Origin of the sequence: Actinomadura sp. NPDC049382 (genome assembly GCF_040677125.1) — a bacterium.
Classification (GTDB): Bacteria; Actinomycetota; Actinomycetes; order Streptosporangiales; family Streptosporangiaceae; genus Spirillospora; species Spirillospora geliboluensis.
Genome location: NZ_JBFARO010000024.1, coordinates 20682 through 36587, shown reverse-complemented (window position 1 = coordinate 36587; position 15906 = coordinate 20682). Strand labels below are relative to the sequence as shown.

The window sequence follows — 15906 nt, the reverse complement described above, 5'->3', positions numbered from 1 at the left end:
GCCGCCCGCTCCGGCGCGGCCCGCCCGCTACTTCTTCAGGTGGCTCTTGAGCCAGCTCACGATCGTCGGGTAGGTGTCCGGGTCGGTCAGCAGCTGCGAGGCGTGCAGCCGGCCGTCGACCGTCTTCACCGTCGTCTTGACGCCCGCCGCCCGCAGCGCGGACGCCAGCCCGGTGCTCTGGGTGACGGGGACGAAGTCGCCGGAGCCGTGCATCAGCAGCATCGGCGCGTCCCCGCGCGAGACGTGCGTGAGCGTGCTCGCGTCGTCCACCCGCGGCCAGCAGTCCGTGCCGGTGCCGGGCTCGCCGCCGGGCTCCGCGCCCGGGCCGGTCTCGGTCTCGGCGCCGGTGCCGGGCGCGGCGCCCGGCGTGCAGTCCAGGAGGTCGACCACGGCCCGCCGCAGCTTGCGCTGGGTGGCGGTGGCGCCCGGCTTCGCGCCGTCCTTGAAGGCGAGGAACGGGTTGTTCGGCGGCGACAGCGCGACCACGCCGCGCACCCGCTGGGTGCCCTTGCCGAGGGTGCCGAGCTGGGTCGCGAGCTGCCCGCCGGCGGACGAGCCCATCACCGCGACGCGGGACGGGTCGGCGTTCCACAGCCGGGCGTGCTTGCGGATGAAGTCGAGCGCGGACAGCGCGTCGTCGCGCTGCGCGGGCCAGTGCGCGCGCGGGGCGAGCCGGTAGTTCGCCGACATGACGACGAACCCCTCCTCGGTCAGCCGCCGCGCGACGTACTTCCAGCCGCCGCCCTTGTCGCCGTGCAGCCAGTAGCCGCCGTGCAGGAACAGCACGACCGGGCGCGCCTCGGCGCCCGCGCCCTTGTCACGCCAGTAGGCGTCGATCTTCTGCGCGGCGTCGGCGCCGTAGGCGTAGGTGCGGAACTTCGGCAGCTCCGGGGTGACCATGACCGCGTGCGCCGTGGCGGTCGCGTCGTCGGGCTCCCCGTCCTGCCCGGTCGCGCCGTCGCCGGGCGACGCGGTGGACGGCGCCGACGGCGACCCGCTCCCGGTGCCGCCGGAGCCGGTGCCCGCGGAGGGGCCGCCCGGCGGCGCCGACGGGACGTCCACGGACGGCGTCGGCGCCGGGGCGTTCGCATGGGCGCCCCCGGGGATCGCGACGGCGGACACGCACGCCGCGGCGAACGCCGCCCCACAGACCAGTACTTTGCGCACCCCGGGCCCCTCCTTTACGAACCTGGCGCGCTGAGTATAGATGTTTTGATCAAGTGGGGGCGGGAACGGGCGGGGGACTCTCAGCCGGCGTTCAGCCGAGCGCCTGCTCCAGATCGCGCCGCAGGTCGTGCACGTCCTCGATCCCGACGGAGAGCCGCACCAGGTCGGCGGGCACTTCCAGCGGCGATCCGGCGGCCGACGCGTGCGTCATCCGGCCCGGGTGCTCGATCAGCGACTCGACGCCGCCGAGCGACTCGCCGAGCGTGAACAGCTTCGTCCGCTCGCACACCTGGACGGCGGCCTCCTCCGACTCCATCCGGAACGAGACCATGCCGCCGAACGCCTTCATCTGCTTGGCGGCGATGTCGTGGCCGGGGTGGGAGGGCAGCCCCGGGTAGAGGACCTGGCGGACTGCCGGGTGCCGGGTCAGCATCTCGACGATCCGCTCGGCGTTCGCGCAGTGCCGGTCCATCCGCACGCCGAGCGTCTTGATGCCGCGCAGGGTGAGCCAGGAGTCGAACGGCCCGGCGACGGCGCCCATGGCGTTCTGGTGGAAGGCGAGCCGCTCGCCGAGCGCCGGGTCGGCCGTGATGAGCGCGCCCCCGACGACGTCGGAGTGCCCGCCGATGTACTTGGTGGTCGAGTGGACGACGGCGTCGGCGCCGAGGTCCAGCGGGCGCTGCAGGTACGGGGAGGCGAAGGTGTTGTCGACGACGAGCAGCGCGCCCGCGTCGTGCGCGACCGCGGCGAGCGCCGCGATGTCGGCGATGCCGAGCAGCGGGTTCGTCGGCGTCTCCACCCAAATGATCTTCGTGTCGGGGCGCACCGCGGCCCGCACCGCGGCGATGTCGCCGAGCGGCACCGGGTCGAACGCGACGCCCCACGGCTCGGCGACCTTCGCGAACAGCCGGTAGGTGCCGCCGTAGGCGTCGTCCGGGATGATCACATGGTCGCCGGGCCTGCAGACCGCGCGCAGCAGCGCGTCCTCGGCGGCGAGCCCGGACGCGAACGCCAGTCCTCGCGCGCCGCCCTCGATCTCGGCCAGGCATACTTCCAGCGCGGTACGGGTCGGGTTGGCCGACCGGGAGTACTCGTAGCCCCCGCGCAGGCCGCCGACGCCGTCCTGCTTGTAGGTGGAGACCTGGTAGATCGGCGGGACGACCGCGCCGGTCGCGGGGTCGGGCTCCTGCCCGGCGTGGATGGCCAGGGTCTCGAACCCGTGCTGAACCTCGTTGTCCATGGGTACGAGGCTATCCACCCGCCGCCCCTCCTAGAGGAGGAGGCACTCCCCCGGAGGTATCAGCCCCCATTTCAGCGCAGCGGGTGACCCCATCGGGCTTCGCGATCTCTACCGTTTTAGAGGTATCCCAACGACCTTGATTAAGGAAGCCCATGTTCGCTCGGCTCGCGCGCTTCGTCGTGAGACACCCGTGGTGGACGATCGTGGCGTGGCTCGCCGCCGCGGTCGTGATCATCGCCTTCTCCCCCAAGCTGACCACCGAGTCGGACCAGGGCGAGTTCCTGCCGTCGAAGTACGAGTCCGTCCAGGCGGCCGAGCTGGCGGAGAAGGCGTTTCCGGAGCAGGCCGACCTGTCCGCGCTGATCGTGGTGCAGCGGTCCGACGGCGGGAAGATCACCCCTGCGGACAGCACCAAGGTGGCGGCGGCGGCCAAGAACCTGACGGCCAAGAAGTACCCGACGGTCCAGGGCTTCGTGACGGGCCCCCAGGCGGTGGCGCCCAACAAGTCCATCCAGCTGATCACCGTGCCGATGGAGCAGGCGACCGGCGACGCGGCCAAGGATCAGAGCCAGGCCATCAAGGACATCCGCACCCAGCTGCCGAAGGAGCTGGGCGGCGGCCTGGAGGCCAAGGTCGGCGGTGAGGTCGCCTCGTTCGTCGACAACGAGGACTCCTTCACCCAGTCCTTCGCGCTCATCACCATCGCCACCTTCGCGCTGATCATCGGGCTGATCCTGCTGATCTTCCGGGCGCCGCTCGCGGCGATCCTGCCGATCATCGTGATCATCGCCACCGAGCAGGTGTCGATGGGCCTCATCGGGGCCGCGTCCAAGCTGCTCGACTTCTCCGGCGACGACAGCCTGCAGATCATCCTGACCATCGTGCTGTTCGGCATCGGCGCCGACTACTACCTGTTCCTGCTGTTCCGCTACCGGGAGCGGCTGCGCGCCGGCGAGGACCGCAAGACCGCGCTCATCTCGGCGGTCGAGCGGGTCGGCGAGGTCATCACCTCCGCCGCGGCCGCCATCGCGGTCACGTTCCTGGTGCTGATGCTCGCGTCGTTCGGGATCTTCGCCGCGTGGGGCCCGTCCCTCGCCATCGGCGTGCTCGTGATGGGCGTCACCTCGCTGACGCTGTTCCCGGCGATCCTGTCGCTGCTCGGCCCGGCGGTCTTCTGGCCGTCCAAGTCCTGGAAGAAGCAGCCCAAGGCCACCGTGTCCAACCGGCTCGGCCGGATGGTCGGCGCCCGTCCGGCGCTGGTCGCCCTGGGCGCGGGCGCGCTGCTGGTGGCGCTGGCCTCCGGCGCGCTCGGCTTCAAGTCCGACTACGACTTCCAGTCCAGCTTCCCGCAGGACACCGAGTCCGCGCAGGCCACCAAGGACCTGCAGAAGGGCTTCCCGGCCGGGCAGACCGTGCCGGTGCAGGTCATGGTCCGCTCCACCGACGGGCAGCCGCTCACCAAGGCCGAGCTGGACGCGTTCGGGCAGCAGGCCAAGTCGCTGCCGGGCGTCGGCGGCGTGCAGCCCGCCGAGCTCGGCAAGGACCCGAAGCTCGGCCGCGTCGACCTCGTGCTGAACGGCAACCCGCGCGACAACGACTCGATCAACCTGGTGAAGAACGACCTCGGGCCGGCCGTCCACAAGATCGCGCCGGAGGGCACCCAGCTGTACGTGGGCGGCGAGACCGCGATCTACAGCGACATCAACCGGGTGGTGAACCGGGACCTGTCGGTCATCCTGCCGGTCGCCGGCGTGCTCATCGCGCTGATCCTGTTGATGCTGCTGCGCTCGGTGGTCGCCCCGCTGTACCTCGTCCCGGCGGTGCTGCTCGGCTTCGCCGCGACCCTCGGCTCCGCGGTGTACGTCTTCCAGGGGCTGATGGGCGAACCCGGTGAGATCTTCCACTTGCCGATCATGCTGTACCTGTTCGTGCTGGCCATCGGGACCGACTACAACATCCTGATGACCGCGCGGCTCCGCGAGGAGGCGAAGGAGGGCCACGAGCCGCGCAAGGCCGCCGCGCTGGCGGTCGAGCACGGCGGCCCGACGGTCGCCGCGGCCGGGCTGATCCTGGCGGGCACGTTCTCGGTGATGCTGCTGGCGAAGGTCTCGATGCTCCAGCAGATGGGCTTCTCCATCGCGCTCGGCATCGCGCTGTCGGCCTTCGTCATGGCGATCTTCCTCGTGCCGGGCCTCACCGCGCTGCTGGGCCACCGGGCCTGGTGGCCGGGGCACGGCGACGTGGCGAAGAAGCAGAAGAAGCCGGTCGGCCCCGCCGACACGCGCGAGGACTTCGTCCCGTCCGGGTTCCGCCAGTAGGAGCCCCCAGATCGTCGGGTTGCGGAGCCCGGCCCGAAACGCCGCCCACCGGTCGGGCTCCGCAATCCGACACCCCGCAAGAGAAGAGAAGGCCCGGAGACCGTCGAGGTCTCCGGGCCTTCGGCGTTCCGCGGCCGGTCTGTCAGCCGGTGGAGGACGCGAGGAAGGACAGCAGGTCCTGGCGGGTGACGAGGCCCTTGGGCTTGCCGTCCACGAGGACGACCGCCGCGCCGGACTTCTCCAGGACGCCCACGGCCTTGCTCACCGGCTCGCCGTACCCGAGCGTCGGGAGCGGCGCCGCCATGTGCAGCTCGACGGGCTCGGACATCTTGGCCTCGCCCTTCACCATGATGTCGAGCAGGTCGCTCTCGCCGACCGAGCCGACCACCTCGGCCGCCATCACCGGCGGCTCCTCCTTCATCACCGGGACCTGCGACACCTCGTACTCGCGCATGATGGAGATCGCGGTCTGCACGCTCTCATGCGGGTGGACGTGCACGAACTCCGGCAGCGTGCCGCCCTTGCGGGTGAGCACCTCGCCGACCCGGGCCTCCTCGGTGTTCGGGGTGAGGAACCCGTAGTCGGCCATCCAGCCGTCGTTGAAGATCTTGCCGAGGTAGCCGCGGCCTCCGTCCGGCAGCAGCACCACGATCACCGCGTCCGGGCCGGCCTTCTCGGCGACGCGCAGCGCGGCGACCACCGCCATCCCGCAGGACCCGCCGACGAGCAGCGCCTCCTCGCGGGCGAGCCGCCGGGTCATCAGGAAGGAGTCCTTGTCGGACACGGCGATGACGTCGTCGCAGATGTCGCGGTCGTAGGTCTCGGGCCAGATGTCCTCGCCGACGCCCTCGGTCAGGTAGGGGCGGCCGGAGCCTCCCGAGTAGACCGAGCCCTCCGGGTCGGCGCCGATGATCTGCACCCGGCCGCCCGACACCTCCTTGAGGTACCGGCCGGTGCCGCTGATCGTGCCGCCGGTGCCGATGCCCGCGACGAAGTGGGTGATGCGGCCCTCGGTCTGCTCCCACAGTTCCGGCCCGGTCGTCTCGTAGTGCGACCGCGGGTTCTGCGGGTTGGTGTACTGGTTCGGCTTCCAGGCGCCGGGGATCTCGGCGGCGAGCCGGTCGGAGACCGAGTAGTAGGAGTCGGGGTGCTCGGGGTTCACCGCCGTCGGGCAGACGACGACCTCGGCGCCGTACGCGCGCAGCACGTCGATCTTGTCCTTGCCGACCTTGTCGGGGCAGACGAAGACGCAGCGGTAGCCGCGCTCCTGCGCCACGATGGCGAGGCCCACCCCGGTGTTCCCGGAGGTCGGCTCGACGATCGTGCCGCCCGGGCGCAGTTCGCCGGACTGCTCCGCCGCGTCGATCATGCGGACCGCGATGCGGTCCTTCACCGACCCGCCCGGGTTGAAGTACTCCACCTTGGCGAGCACCTGCGGCCGCAGGTCCCCCGTCACCTTGCGCAGCCGAACGAGCGGGGTGTTGCCCATCAGTTCGACGAGCGAGTCGTGTACGTGCACCGCGACATCCTTGTCGTTCAGTGATTGATCTGAGCGCCGCGCCCCGGTCGCGCCGCCGGTAACGCGGCGGAGCGGGCGCGGCTCCGGAAGGTTTCCCGTTTCCGACGTTAGCCGAGATCCAGCGGGCAGGCATCAAAGCGTCATCGCGCGGGTAGAAAGATGATCACGGAGGGTCAAGGCAGCATGTTGAGAGCATTCACCGCGCGCCGGATCGCGGCGGCCGCGGCCTACGGCGGCGGTGGCATCACCGCCCTCGGCGGCATGACCTTCGGCCTCATCGTCGTCGAGGCCAGGCTCGCCCGCCGGATCATCCAGGCGACGCCCAACGGCGACCCGCCCGCCGCCGACGGCCTCTACGGCGCGCAGGCGGGCGGCGACCCGCTGTCGCTGGTCATGCTCGGCGACTCGACCGCCGCCGGCCTCGGCGTCCACACCCCGGCCGAGACGCCCGCCGCCCTCCTCGCCGGCTGGCTCGCCGCGACGGCGGGACGTCCCGTCCGGCTGACCAACGTGGCCCTCTCCGGCGCCCGGTCGCAGGCCCTGCACGGCCAGGTCGACCGGGCCCTGCAGACCCGCCCCGACCTCGCCGTCATCATGATCGGCGCGAACGACGTGACCGGCCGGATCGGGCCCGCCGAGTCCGTCCGGCACCTGGCGGAGGCCGTCCGGCGGCTGCGCGCCGCGGGCGCCCACGTCGTCGTCGGCACCTGCCCCGACCTCGGCTCGGTGAAACCGCTGATGCAGCCGCTCCGCTGGTTCGCGCGGCGCGCCTGCCGCCAGCTCGCCGCCGCGCAGACCATCGCCGTCGTCGAGCACGGCGGCCGGTCGGTCTCCCTCGGCGACCTGCTGGGGCACGAGTTCGCCGCGGACCCGCTGTCGATGTTCAGCGAGGACCGCTACCACCCGTCCGCCCGCGGCTACGCCGCCGCGGCCGCGGCCGTCCTGCCGTCGATGGCGGCGGCGCTCGGCCTGGAGCCGGACCTGCCCGGCGCGGCCGCCCGCCCGGTCGCGCAGGCCGCCGCCGAGGCCGCCGAACGGGCCGGTACCGAGGTCAGCGGCGCCTCCGTCGCGGGCGACGACCGGGGCCCGCGGGGCCGCTGGGCGACGCTGCGGTACCCGCTGCACCGCCCGCTGCGGCGGGCGCTGGTCCGCCCGCTGTCGACCGGCGCCGCCGCGCTCGCGGCCGTCGCTCCGGCGCGCCGGCTGGCGCGCTGCGCGACCGGCATCGCCCAGGCCCGGCAGCGCCTGCGGGACCGCCGCGCGCGGCGCCCGGTCACGGAGACCGGCGGTGGCTGAAACGGCCCGCGGTGGCTGAGCCGACCGGAGCCCGCCCGGTCACCGGTAGGCGGGCCCCGGCGCCGCGGAGCGCCGTCCGGCCGGCCCGCAGCCCGCGCTTGCGGCGGCCCGGCCGGTGGCACGGCTCACAGCCTCGGACGACGCACGTCCCGGGCTCATGGGGCGGCCGTCACCGCGGCGCCGGGATTCGCCGCACCGGCGTAAGTCGACACTTATTGGACGCGCCGTCGACTAAGCCCGGGGGCCGCCGTGTACGGGGCGGTCGCCAGCGGTTAGATTGACCGGGTGACCGGTGAGTAAGTTGACACCGTTACGGCCGCTGAGACAGGAGACCCGCTATGCCCGAGGCAGTCATCGTCGCGACCGCGCGCTCGCCCATCGGCCGCGCGTTCAAGGGGTCGCTCAAGGACATCCGGCCCGACGACCTCACCGCCCAGATGATCACCGCCGCGATGGCGAAGGTCCCGCAACTCGGCCCGGACCAGATCGACGACCTGCTGCTCGGCTGCGGGCTGCCCGGCGGTGAGCAGGGCTACAACATGGCCCGCGTCGTGTCCGTCCTGCTGGGCTGGGACAACGTGCCCGGCGCCACCATCACCCGGTACTGCTCGTCCTCGCTCCAGACGACCCGGATGGCGCTGCACGCGATCAAGGCCGGCGAGGCCGACGTGATCGTCTCGGCCGGGGTGGAGACCGTCAGCCGCTTCGCCAAGGGCAGCAGCGACGGCCTCCCCGACACCCAGAACCCGCTGTTCGCGGACGCGCAGGCCCGCACCGCCACGGCGGGCGAGGGCGGCGCGCCGGTGTGGCACGACCCGCGCGAGGACGGCGCGCTCCCCGACATCTACATCGCGATGGGGCAGACCGCCGAGAACGTGGCCGGGCTGCGCGGCGTCAGCCGGCAGGCCCAGGACGAGTTCGGCGTCCGCTCGCAGAACCTCGCCGAGAAGGCCCTCGCCAACGGCTTCTGGGAGAAGGACATCACCCCCGTGACGCTGCCGGACGGCACCGTCGTGGCCAAGGACGACGGCCCCCGGCCCGGCACCACCTACGAGAAGGTGTCGCAGCTCCAGCCGGTGTTCCGCCCGGACGGGACGGTCACCGCGGGCAACTGCTGCCCGCTGAACGACGGCGCCGCCGCGGTCGTCGTGATGAGCGACACCAAGGCCGCCGAGCTCGGCATCACGCCGCTGGCCCGGGTCGTGTCGACCGGCGTCACCGGCCTGTCCCCCGAGATCATGGGGCTCGGCCCGGTCGAGGCGTCCCGCAAGGCCCTGGCGAAGGCCGGCATGACGATCGGCGACATCGACCTCGTCGAGATCAACGAGGCGTTCGCGGCGCAGGTGCTGCCGTCCGCCGAGGACCTCGGCATCGACCACGACAAGCTGAACGTGAACGGCGGCGCGATCGCGGTCGGCCACCCGTTCGGCATGACCGGCGCCCGCATCACCTCCACGCTCATCAACGGGCTCAAGTTCCACGACAAGCAGTTCGGTCTGGAGACGATGTGCGTGGGCGGCGGCCAGGGCATGGCGATGGTTCTGGAGCGCCTCTCCTAGTCACTCTCCGGGTGGCCCGTGCGGCACGCCCCCATGGGGCGGGCACGCGGGCCACCTGCGCTTTTCCGGGGAATATCCCCGTTACAAATGATCTACGTAACGCAAAAGATAGGTCCCCGTTAGGGTCTTGTCACATGCGGAGAGGTGTTGCAGAGTCAGCAGGAAGAGCCCCGCGACCTGGAGGTGCCAATTGTCACTGAACCACTCGCCGGAGACGCACAGCAAGCTGATCGCCCGGATTCCGCAAGTCACAGGACGTGACATCCCCGAGTGGTTCACCGCCATCGAGAACGGCCCCTCGTTCACCCGCTGCGAGGAGCGCAGCACCTGGCTGGCCGAGGAGCACAACCTCTCGCACGGCTATGCCGCGGCCCTGGTGCGCGAGCACGAGCGCACCCGGCGCGCGCGCCACTACTGACGAAGCACGCCCTCGGACCCGGTGGGGTCCCGCCGGCGGATGCCCCCGCAGTCGTGCCGCATCGTCCGCCACGACCTCGGCGCAGAGATCCCACACGGATCAGCCCCGCACCGTCCGGCGCGGGGCTGATCATTGCGCGGGCTAGTCGCGCCCGCTGAAGTAGCTGAGCAGCCGCAGGATCTCCAGGTAGATCCACACCAGGCTCAGCACCAGACCGAACGCGCAGTACCAGGCGAACTTCTCCGGCGCCCCCTGGCGGACGCCCTGCTCGACGGCGTCGAAGTCCAGCAGCAGGAAGAAGCAGCCGACGAGGATCGCGACCACGCTGAAGACGTAGGCGAGCGGGCTGCCCGGGTCGCGGATGCCGATGCCCTGGTCGCCGCCGAACAGGTGCACGAGCAGGTTGATGAACATCAACCCGATGAGCGCGGCGCCCGCGGCGATGACGAACTTGGCGAACTTCGGCGTGACGCGGACGATGCGCAGCGCGTACGCGGCGAGCGTGGCGGCGAACGCCAGCGCCGTACCGATCACGGCCTGGAAGACCACGCCGTGGTACAGGTCGTTGTAGGAGTGGCTGATGATGCCGACCGCGACCCCGTAGACCGCGGCGAACGACAGCACCAGGGGCGCGTTCGCCTTGCGGCCGAACGTGATGAACGCCCAGATCCCGAGCTCGGCGACGAGCGCGAGCACCAGAACCGGGACCGCGATCGAGGTGGGAACCGCGACCCACGAGACCGCCGCGGCGAGCACCAGAACGGCCAGGCTGAGGAACCCGCGGACGACGACGTCGTCCATGGTCATCGGCCGAGTGGCCGGCGGCGCATACCCGGGCGCCTGGTAACCCGGAGGCGCCCCGTACTGCTGCGCCCCGTACGCGGGCGCTCCATATCCGGCAGCGCCGTACGCCGCGCCCCGTTGATCGAAGGCGTTCCCCCGGAACGCGGGGTTTCTACTCTCCATCAGAGTCTCCACTTTCGGCCGAGGTGGCCCTCCAGTGTAAACGCCGAACCCCCCGCATGATCAGGGTGGATGGCCCCCACAACCACCCCGAAACACACAAAGCCGATCCCGAACACATCCAATGCTCGAACCCCGGCCACAGGAACACGGGACGTGCGGCCGGAGGGCGCCCTAGCGCCCGGAGGCCGCACGTCCGGCCGTGACGGGGGTTCCAGGGGGTCGCCCCCCTGGGCCAACACAGCAAACGGGGGTTCCAGGGGGTCGCCCCCCTGGGTAAACACCGTGCCCCTGGTCGGACTCGAACCGACACAATGGCTCTTTTAGGGAGCCTGCCTCTGCCATTGGGCTACAGGGGCGGCGTCATCATATCGAGTCAGGGGCTGACAGAGGCCAGTCCTTTCACGGGGTTGCGGCCAACGGCCGGGTCCGGCCAGTTCGACAGGGCCAGTCAAGAAGGGCCGTGGAGACGGCGGGTCGCGGCGGCCGGGCCGTGTTACCCCGTTTCACCTCGGCGGACGGCGATCAGACCGCCACGTTCTCCGTCGTCTTACCGGCGGCGAGTTCGAATTCCTGACGCGGCCGTTCCAGCTCGGCGAGCGAGACGATTTCCCGGCGGAAGAAGAACGCCAGCGTCCAGTCCATGGTGATGCGGAACTTGCGGTTGACGGTCGGCATCCGCGACAGGTGGTAGGTGCGGTGCATGAACCACGCGGGGAGGCCGCGGAGCTGGAGTCCGTAGACGTTCGCGACGCCCTTGTGCAGGCCGAGGCTCGCCACCGAGCCGACGTAGGCGTGCTTGTAGGGCTTGCGGGGCTTGCCGCGCACGTCCGCCGCGATGTTGTCGCCGAGCCGCTTGGCCTGGCGGACGGCGTGCTGCGCGTTGGGGGCGGTGAATTCGCCCTTGCCGCTGAGGTCGGGGACGGCGGCGTTGTCACCGGCCGTGTACACGTGCTCTAGCCCCTCGACGGTGAGTTCAGCGGTGGCCTTCAGGCGTCCCTTGTCGTCGACCGGGAGGTCGGTCTCCTTGAGGAGGGGGTGCGGTTTGACGCCGGCCGTCCAGACGAGCGTGCCGGCCTCGAACTCCTCGCCGTCGCTCAGCACGATGCGCCGTTTCACCGCGGATTTCAGCAGCGTCTTCATTTTGACCTCGATACCGCGGGCGCGCAGCGCCTCGGCCGTCCAGCGGCCCATCTCGGGGCCCACCTCCGGCAGGATCCGGTCGGTGGCCTCGACCATCACCCAGCGCATCTCGCGCGGGTCGATGGTGGGGTACCACCGGCACGCGTCCCGCGCCATGTCCTCCAGTTCGGCCATGGCCTCCACGCCCGCGAATCCGGCGCCGACGAACACGAAGGTCAGCGCCCGCTTCCTGACCTGCTCGTCGTCGGGGTTGGCGGCGGCGATGTCGAGCTGGTGCAGGACGTGGTTGCGCATGAAGATCGCCTCTTCGACGGTCTTGAAGCCGATCCCGGATTCGGCGAGCCCCGGGATGGGCAGGGTGCGCGAGATGGAGCCGAGCGCGACGACGAGCATGTCGTAGGGGATGTCGCGTTCGGCGACGCCGTCGGTCCGCGTGCCGGCCGGGCAGAGGGTGACCCGCTTGGCGGCGTGGTCGATCCGCGTCACGAAGCCGTTCACGATCCGGCAGCGGTTCAGGACCTTGCGCAGCGGCGCGACGACGTGCCGGGGCTCCAGGTTCCCGGCGGCGGCCTCCGGGAGGAACGGCTGGTAGGTCATGTAGGACTGGGGGTCGATGACGGTGACGGCGACCTCGCCCCGGCGCAGCTCCCTGCGGAGCCGCCGCTGCAGGCGCAGCGCCGTGTACATGCCGACGTACCCGCCGCCGACGATCAGGATTCGCGTCGTGGACCCCCCGCCGCGCGCCGCGGTCCCCGCCGGGCCGCTCGGCCGAACTGTTGTGGAAGACATGTCGGGAGCGATACCCGCATGCCCGGCGCGCGAACTTCACCGGCCCGTCCGGCATCTCACCCGATGTACCGCCCGAAAGGCGGCGGGCCAGGGCCGGACGGGGGCGCCAAGCGGCCGCGGGCGGTGACCGGGACAGGGGCCGGTCACCGCTTCCGGACCGCTTGGCCAAGGCCCTGCCCCGCCGTCGGATCGCACGCGGGTGCGCGCGGCAGGGCGCGCCGCCCGGAGCCGGGCTAGCGGTAGTCGCGGGCGCGGGTGAGGACGGTGTCCAGCATCTCCTCGGTGACTCGGCCGGTGAAGGTGTTCTGCTGGCTCGGGTGGTAGCAGCCGAGCAGCAGGACCGGGTCGCGCCGCGTCACCGCGGGCGGCGGCGCCAGCTCGGCCTCCGCGCCGTGGCCGAACTTCGGCCGCGGGCGCGGCACCTCGTAGCCCGCCTGCTTGAGCGCCGGCCACACTCCCTGCCAGGCGAAACCGCCGAGGCACACGATGCAGCGGACGCTCGGCGCGACCATCTCGACCTCGCGGGCCAGCCACGGCAGGCAGGTGGTGCGCTCCAGCGGCGTCGGCTTGTTGTCGGGCGGCGCGCAGCGGACGGTCGCCGCCATCCGCGCGCCGATGAGCCGCTGCCCGTCGCCCGCGTGGACGCTGGTCGGCTGCGACGCGAGCCCCACCCGGTGCAGGGACGCGAACAGCCAGTCGCCTGACCGGTCGCCGGTGAAGATGCGCCCGGTGCGGTTGCCGCCGTGCGCGGCCGGCGCCAGCCCGACGATGAGGACGCGCGGCTCCGGGTCGCCCCAGCCGGCGATGGGCCGCCCCCAGTACTCCTCGTCGGCGAACGCGCGGCGCCGCTGGACGGCGACCTTCTCCCGCCACTCCACGAGCCGGTCGCAGGCGCGGCACACCGACTGGCGGGCGCACAGCTCGGCCAGGTCGGGGGCCTTCGCGGCCAGCTCGACGACCTCGCCGGTGCCGTGCGCGACGGGGGTGTCCGGGGCGGCGGGGTCCTCCGGCCATCCGGAACCGGGCGGCACGAACGGGGCGTTGGCGGTCGGCATACCATCGATCGTCCCACGCCGTGCCGGGTCGCGCGGCGGTGGCCGGGTTCCGCCGGTGGCGGGTGCGGAGCGGGCCCGGTCGGTACGATGCGTTCGCCGGTCGGGGAGGCGGGTGTCCGGCACTGCCATTGGGCGAAAGCGGGAGGCGGGAGTGTCGAAACCGGGCTGGTACCCCGACCCCTACGGCACCGGGAGCCTGCGCTGGTGGGACGGCCGGACCTGGACCGAGCGCCTCAACCCCGAGCCGGACCGCCCGCCCCGGCTGCGCCCGCCCGCCCGCGCCGAGGTCGCCGAGCCGCACGCCGCCCCCCACGTCCAGCGGCCGAGCTGGGAGCACGCCCCGTCCGACCGGGCGCTCGCCGCGGTCGTGCGCGGCCTGCAGCTGCACGCCGACGAGCGGGCCGTCGTGTACGGGAACGCGTCGTTCCCGTGGCCGCGGGTGGAGTGGGTGGCGTACTGGGCGGCCGAGCGCCCGGCCGGTTCCGGCCACCGGCCCTGCACGCAGTGGATCTTCCAGGCGGGCCGGTTCCCGTTCCGCGGCGGCCCGCGCGTCGAGGTGGTGATCGAACCGGACGCGCTGCCGGGCCGCGACGGCGAGCCCGAGCAGGTCTGGGGCCGGCTGATCCAGCTGTGCCAGGAGCACTGCGAGCGGCGGCTGGTCGCCGAGCTGGCCGGCCGGGTCCGGGCCGGCGACTCGGTGGACGTGGCGCAGGGCCTGACCGTCCACCCGGGCGGGGTGCGCGGCAACCGGGTGTCGCTGAGCTGGTCGTCGATCTCCGGCGCGGTCGTCGACCGGGGCCGGGTCTGGATCCAGCAGGCCGCCGGCGGCTCCCCGATCCTCTACGTCCCGCAGCAGAACCCGAACGCGGTGCTGATCCCCGCGCTGCTGGCGCACCTCAAGCGGTAGCGGTCGGCGCGCCTGCGCGCAGCGCGACCCCTCAGAGCAGGGACCAGGCGATGCCGTCCAGGATGTCGTGCTCGCTGACGACGACGGCGCCGAAGCCGTACTCGCGCATGATCCGGTCGAGGATCAGCGCGCCCGCGCCGATCACGTCGACGCGCCCCGGGTGCATGACGCCGAACCCGGCGCGCTCGGCCCGGGTGGCGTGCAGCAGCCGGCGCGTCACCTCGTGCACCTGGGTGGCGGTGATGCGCGACAGGTGTATCCGGGACGCGTCGTACTCCGGCAGGTCGAGCGCGATCCCGGCGACCGTGGTGACGGATCCGGCGAGGCCGACGAGCGTGCGCGCCTCGTCCACCGGGACGCGCTCGCGGACGGCGGCGAGCGCGGCGTCGATGTCGGCGGCGGCGTTGGAGATCTGCTCGGGCGAGGGCGGGTCGTCCTTCAGGTGCCGCTCGGTCATCCGCACGCAGCCGATGTCGATGGAGCGGGACGCGTCGGCCGACGAGCTGCCGAGCACGAACTCGGTGGACCCGCCGCCGATGTCGACGACCAGGTAGGGGCGGGCGGGGCGCAGCTCGGCCAGCTCGCGGGTGGCGCCGAGGAAGGACAGCTCGGCCTCCTCGTCCCCGCTGATCACCTCGGGGACGACGCCGAAGATGTCGACGACGCCGCTGACGAAGTCGGCCCGGTTCGCCGCGTCGCGGGTGGCGCTGGTCGCGACCACCCGGGTCTTGATCGGGCCGTGCCCGGCGCGGTTGCCGTGCCGGTCGATCAGCTCGGCGTAGCCGCGCATCGCGGTGAACGTCCGCTCCAGCGCGGCGGGCGAGAGCCGGCCGGTCTCGTCGACGCCCTCGCCGAGCCGGACGATCTCCATCCGGCGCTCGACGTCGGTGAGCCGCCCGCCGTCCTCGCCCGGCACGATGTCGGCGATGAGCAGCCGGACGGAGTTCGTCCCGCAGTCGATGGCCGCGACCCGTGTCACGCGTCCTCCCCCGGTTCGGTCCCGTCGCCCGGCTGGGCCGCCGGCACGTCGACGCAGGGCCCGGACCGCCACCAGTCGGGCAGCGCGTCGAGGGCCTCCCGGCCGAACGGGTTCGCCCCCGGCACCGCGAGCTCGTGCGCGACCAGGGCGTGCAGGCACTTGACGCGGTCGGGCATGCCGCCCGCGCTCTGCATGCCGGCGGGCAGCGGTTCGACGCCCTCTTCGCGGGTGGCCTCGTCCCTGCGGCGCAGGTAGTCCTCGTGGGCGGCGGCGTAGGCGTCCTTGAGGGACGGGTCGTCCGCGAGCCTGGCCTGCATGTCCCGCATGATGCCGCTGCCCTCCAGGGTGCCGATGGCCGAGGCGGCCTTCGGGCAGGTCAGGTAGAACAGCGTGGGAAAGGGCGTCCCGTCGGGCAGCCGGGGCGCGGTCTCGATGACCGCGGGCCGCCCGCACGGGCAGCGCGCCGCCACCGCGCGCACGCCGCGCGGCTCGCGTCCGAGCTGGGCCGCGACGGCGGCCGTGTCACCTGCTTCGATCATCTGTCCCCACCCGC

The 15906-nt window shown here is 72.5% G+C and carries 13 protein-coding genes and 1 tRNA gene; 5 read left to right on the top strand and 9 right to left on the bottom strand.

The features are described 5' to 3' along the window. Positions 1-27: 27 nt before the first annotated feature. Both AB0K34_RS17375 and AB0K34_RS17370 read right to left on the bottom strand, forming a co-directional pair. Positions 28-1167, bottom strand: a complete 1140-nt coding sequence (locus AB0K34_RS17375) for an alpha/beta hydrolase (RefSeq protein WP_364549651.1) — start codon at positions 1165-1167, stop codon at positions 28-30. 91 nt (positions 1168-1258) lie between these two features. Then, on the bottom strand, positions 1259-2407 hold the full coding sequence (locus tag AB0K34_RS17370; RefSeq protein ID WP_364549649.1) for a cystathionine gamma-synthase: 1149 nt from the start codon (positions 2405-2407) through the stop codon (positions 1259-1261). A 152-nt stretch (positions 2408-2559) separates the two neighbouring features. Here AB0K34_RS17370 and AB0K34_RS17365 point away from each other — a divergent pair, with 152 nt between their 5' ends. Beyond that, on the top strand, positions 2560-4725 hold the full coding sequence (locus tag AB0K34_RS17365; protein WP_364549647.1) for an MMPL family transporter: 2166 nt from the start codon (positions 2560-2562) through the stop codon (positions 4723-4725). A gap of 142 nt (positions 4726-4867) precedes the next feature. Here the strand turns inward: AB0K34_RS17365 and AB0K34_RS17360 are convergent, their stop codons facing one another. Continuing rightward, positions 4868-6244 (bottom strand): cystathionine beta-synthase, encoded by a 1377-nt coding sequence (locus tag AB0K34_RS17360; RefSeq protein ID WP_364549645.1) that lies wholly within the window; start codon positions 6242-6244, stop codon positions 4868-4870. 183 nt (positions 6245-6427) lie between these two features. Between AB0K34_RS17360 and AB0K34_RS17355 the strand changes: the two genes are divergently transcribed. The 3 genes from AB0K34_RS17355 (at position 6428) to AB0K34_RS17345 (ending at position 9517) form a co-directional block, all read left to right on the top strand. Further along, entirely contained in the window at positions 6428-7540 is a 1113-nt protein-coding gene (locus AB0K34_RS17355) for an SGNH/GDSL hydrolase family protein (RefSeq protein WP_364549643.1), read from the top strand. A gap of 338 nt (positions 7541-7878) precedes the next feature. Then, complete coding sequence (locus AB0K34_RS17350; protein ID WP_138637930.1) at positions 7879-9099, top strand: acetyl-CoA C-acetyltransferase; 1221 nt, start codon at positions 7879-7881, stop codon at positions 9097-9099. A 190-nt stretch (positions 9100-9289) separates the two neighbouring features. Then, positions 9290-9517, top strand: coding sequence for a DUF4287 domain-containing protein (locus AB0K34_RS17345; protein WP_089325573.1), 228 nt, complete (start codon positions 9290-9292; stop codon positions 9515-9517). Between the two features lie 141 nt (positions 9518-9658). Here the strand turns inward: AB0K34_RS17345 and AB0K34_RS17340 are convergent, their stop codons facing one another. The 4 genes from AB0K34_RS17340 to AB0K34_RS17325 all read right to left on the bottom strand — a co-directional run bounded on the left by AB0K34_RS17340 (position 9659) and on the right by AB0K34_RS17325 (position 13467). Then, entirely contained in the window at positions 9659-10483 is an 825-nt protein-coding gene (locus AB0K34_RS17340; RefSeq protein WP_364549640.1) for a Bax inhibitor-1/YccA family protein, read from the bottom strand. Positions 10484-10766: 283 nt separating this feature from the next. Then, positions 10767-10839: transfer RNA gene (locus AB0K34_RS17335), tRNA-Leu, on the bottom strand. A 166-nt stretch (positions 10840-11005) separates the two neighbouring features. Further along, entirely contained in the window at positions 11006-12412 is a 1407-nt protein-coding gene (locus tag AB0K34_RS17330) for an NAD(P)/FAD-dependent oxidoreductase (RefSeq protein WP_301178182.1), read from the bottom strand. Between the two features lie 233 nt (positions 12413-12645). Further along, entirely contained in the window at positions 12646-13467 is an 822-nt protein-coding gene (locus AB0K34_RS17325) for a uracil-DNA glycosylase (protein ID WP_301178183.1), read from the bottom strand. Positions 13468-13618: 151 nt separating this feature from the next. Between AB0K34_RS17325 and AB0K34_RS17320 the strand changes: the two genes are divergently transcribed. Then, positions 13619-14374: a DUF2510 domain-containing protein gene (locus tag AB0K34_RS17320; protein ID WP_301178184.1), complete on the top strand. Its 756-nt coding sequence runs from the start codon at positions 13619-13621 to the stop codon at positions 14372-14374. A 31-nt stretch (positions 14375-14405) separates the two neighbouring features. On the opposite strand, the gene AB0K34_RS17315 is transcribed toward AB0K34_RS17320, so the two are convergent. Together AB0K34_RS17315 and AB0K34_RS17310 are read right to left on the bottom strand one after the other, a co-directional pair. Further along, positions 14406-15353: a Ppx/GppA phosphatase family protein gene (locus tag AB0K34_RS17315; protein ID WP_301178185.1), complete on the bottom strand. Its 948-nt coding sequence runs from the start codon at positions 15351-15353 to the stop codon at positions 14406-14408. Next, positions 15350-15892, bottom strand: a complete 543-nt coding sequence (locus AB0K34_RS17310; RefSeq protein WP_301178186.1) for a DUF501 domain-containing protein — start codon at positions 15890-15892, stop codon at positions 15350-15352. Before AB0K34_RS17310 ends, AB0K34_RS17315 begins: the two co-directional genes overlap by 4 nt. Between the last annotated feature and the right edge of the window lie 14 nt (positions 15893-15906).

Excerpts from the sequence above, each read along its gene's own strand:
- AB0K34_RS17370 (WP_364549649.1), bottom strand. The coding sequence starts at position 2,407 with ATGGACAACGAGGTTCAGCACGGGTTCGAGACCCTGGCCATCCACGCC.
- AB0K34_RS17365 (WP_364549647.1), top strand. The coding sequence starts at position 2,560 with ATGTTCGCTCGGCTCGCGCGCTTCGTCGTGAGACACCCGTGGTGGACG.
- AB0K34_RS17355 (WP_364549643.1), top strand. The coding sequence starts at position 6,428 with ATGTTGAGAGCATTCACCGCGCGCCGGATCGCGGCGGCCGCGGCCTAC.
- AB0K34_RS17350 (WP_138637930.1), top strand. The coding sequence starts at position 7,879 with ATGCCCGAGGCAGTCATCGTCGCGACCGCGCGCTCGCCCATCGGCCGC.
- AB0K34_RS17340 (WP_364549640.1), bottom strand. The coding sequence starts at position 10,483 with ATGGAGAGTAGAAACCCCGCGTTCCGGGGGAACGCCTTCGATCAACGG.
- AB0K34_RS17330 (WP_301178182.1), bottom strand. The coding sequence starts at position 12,412 with ATGTCTTCCACAACAGTTCGGCCGAGCGGCCCGGCGGGGACCGCGGCG.
- AB0K34_RS17325 (WP_301178183.1), bottom strand. The coding sequence starts at position 13,467 with ATGCCGACCGCCAACGCCCCGTTCGTGCCGCCCGGTTCCGGATGGCCG.
- AB0K34_RS17310 (WP_301178186.1), bottom strand. The coding sequence starts at position 15,892 with ATGATCGAAGCAGGTGACACGGCCGCCGTCGCGGCCCAGCTCGGACGC.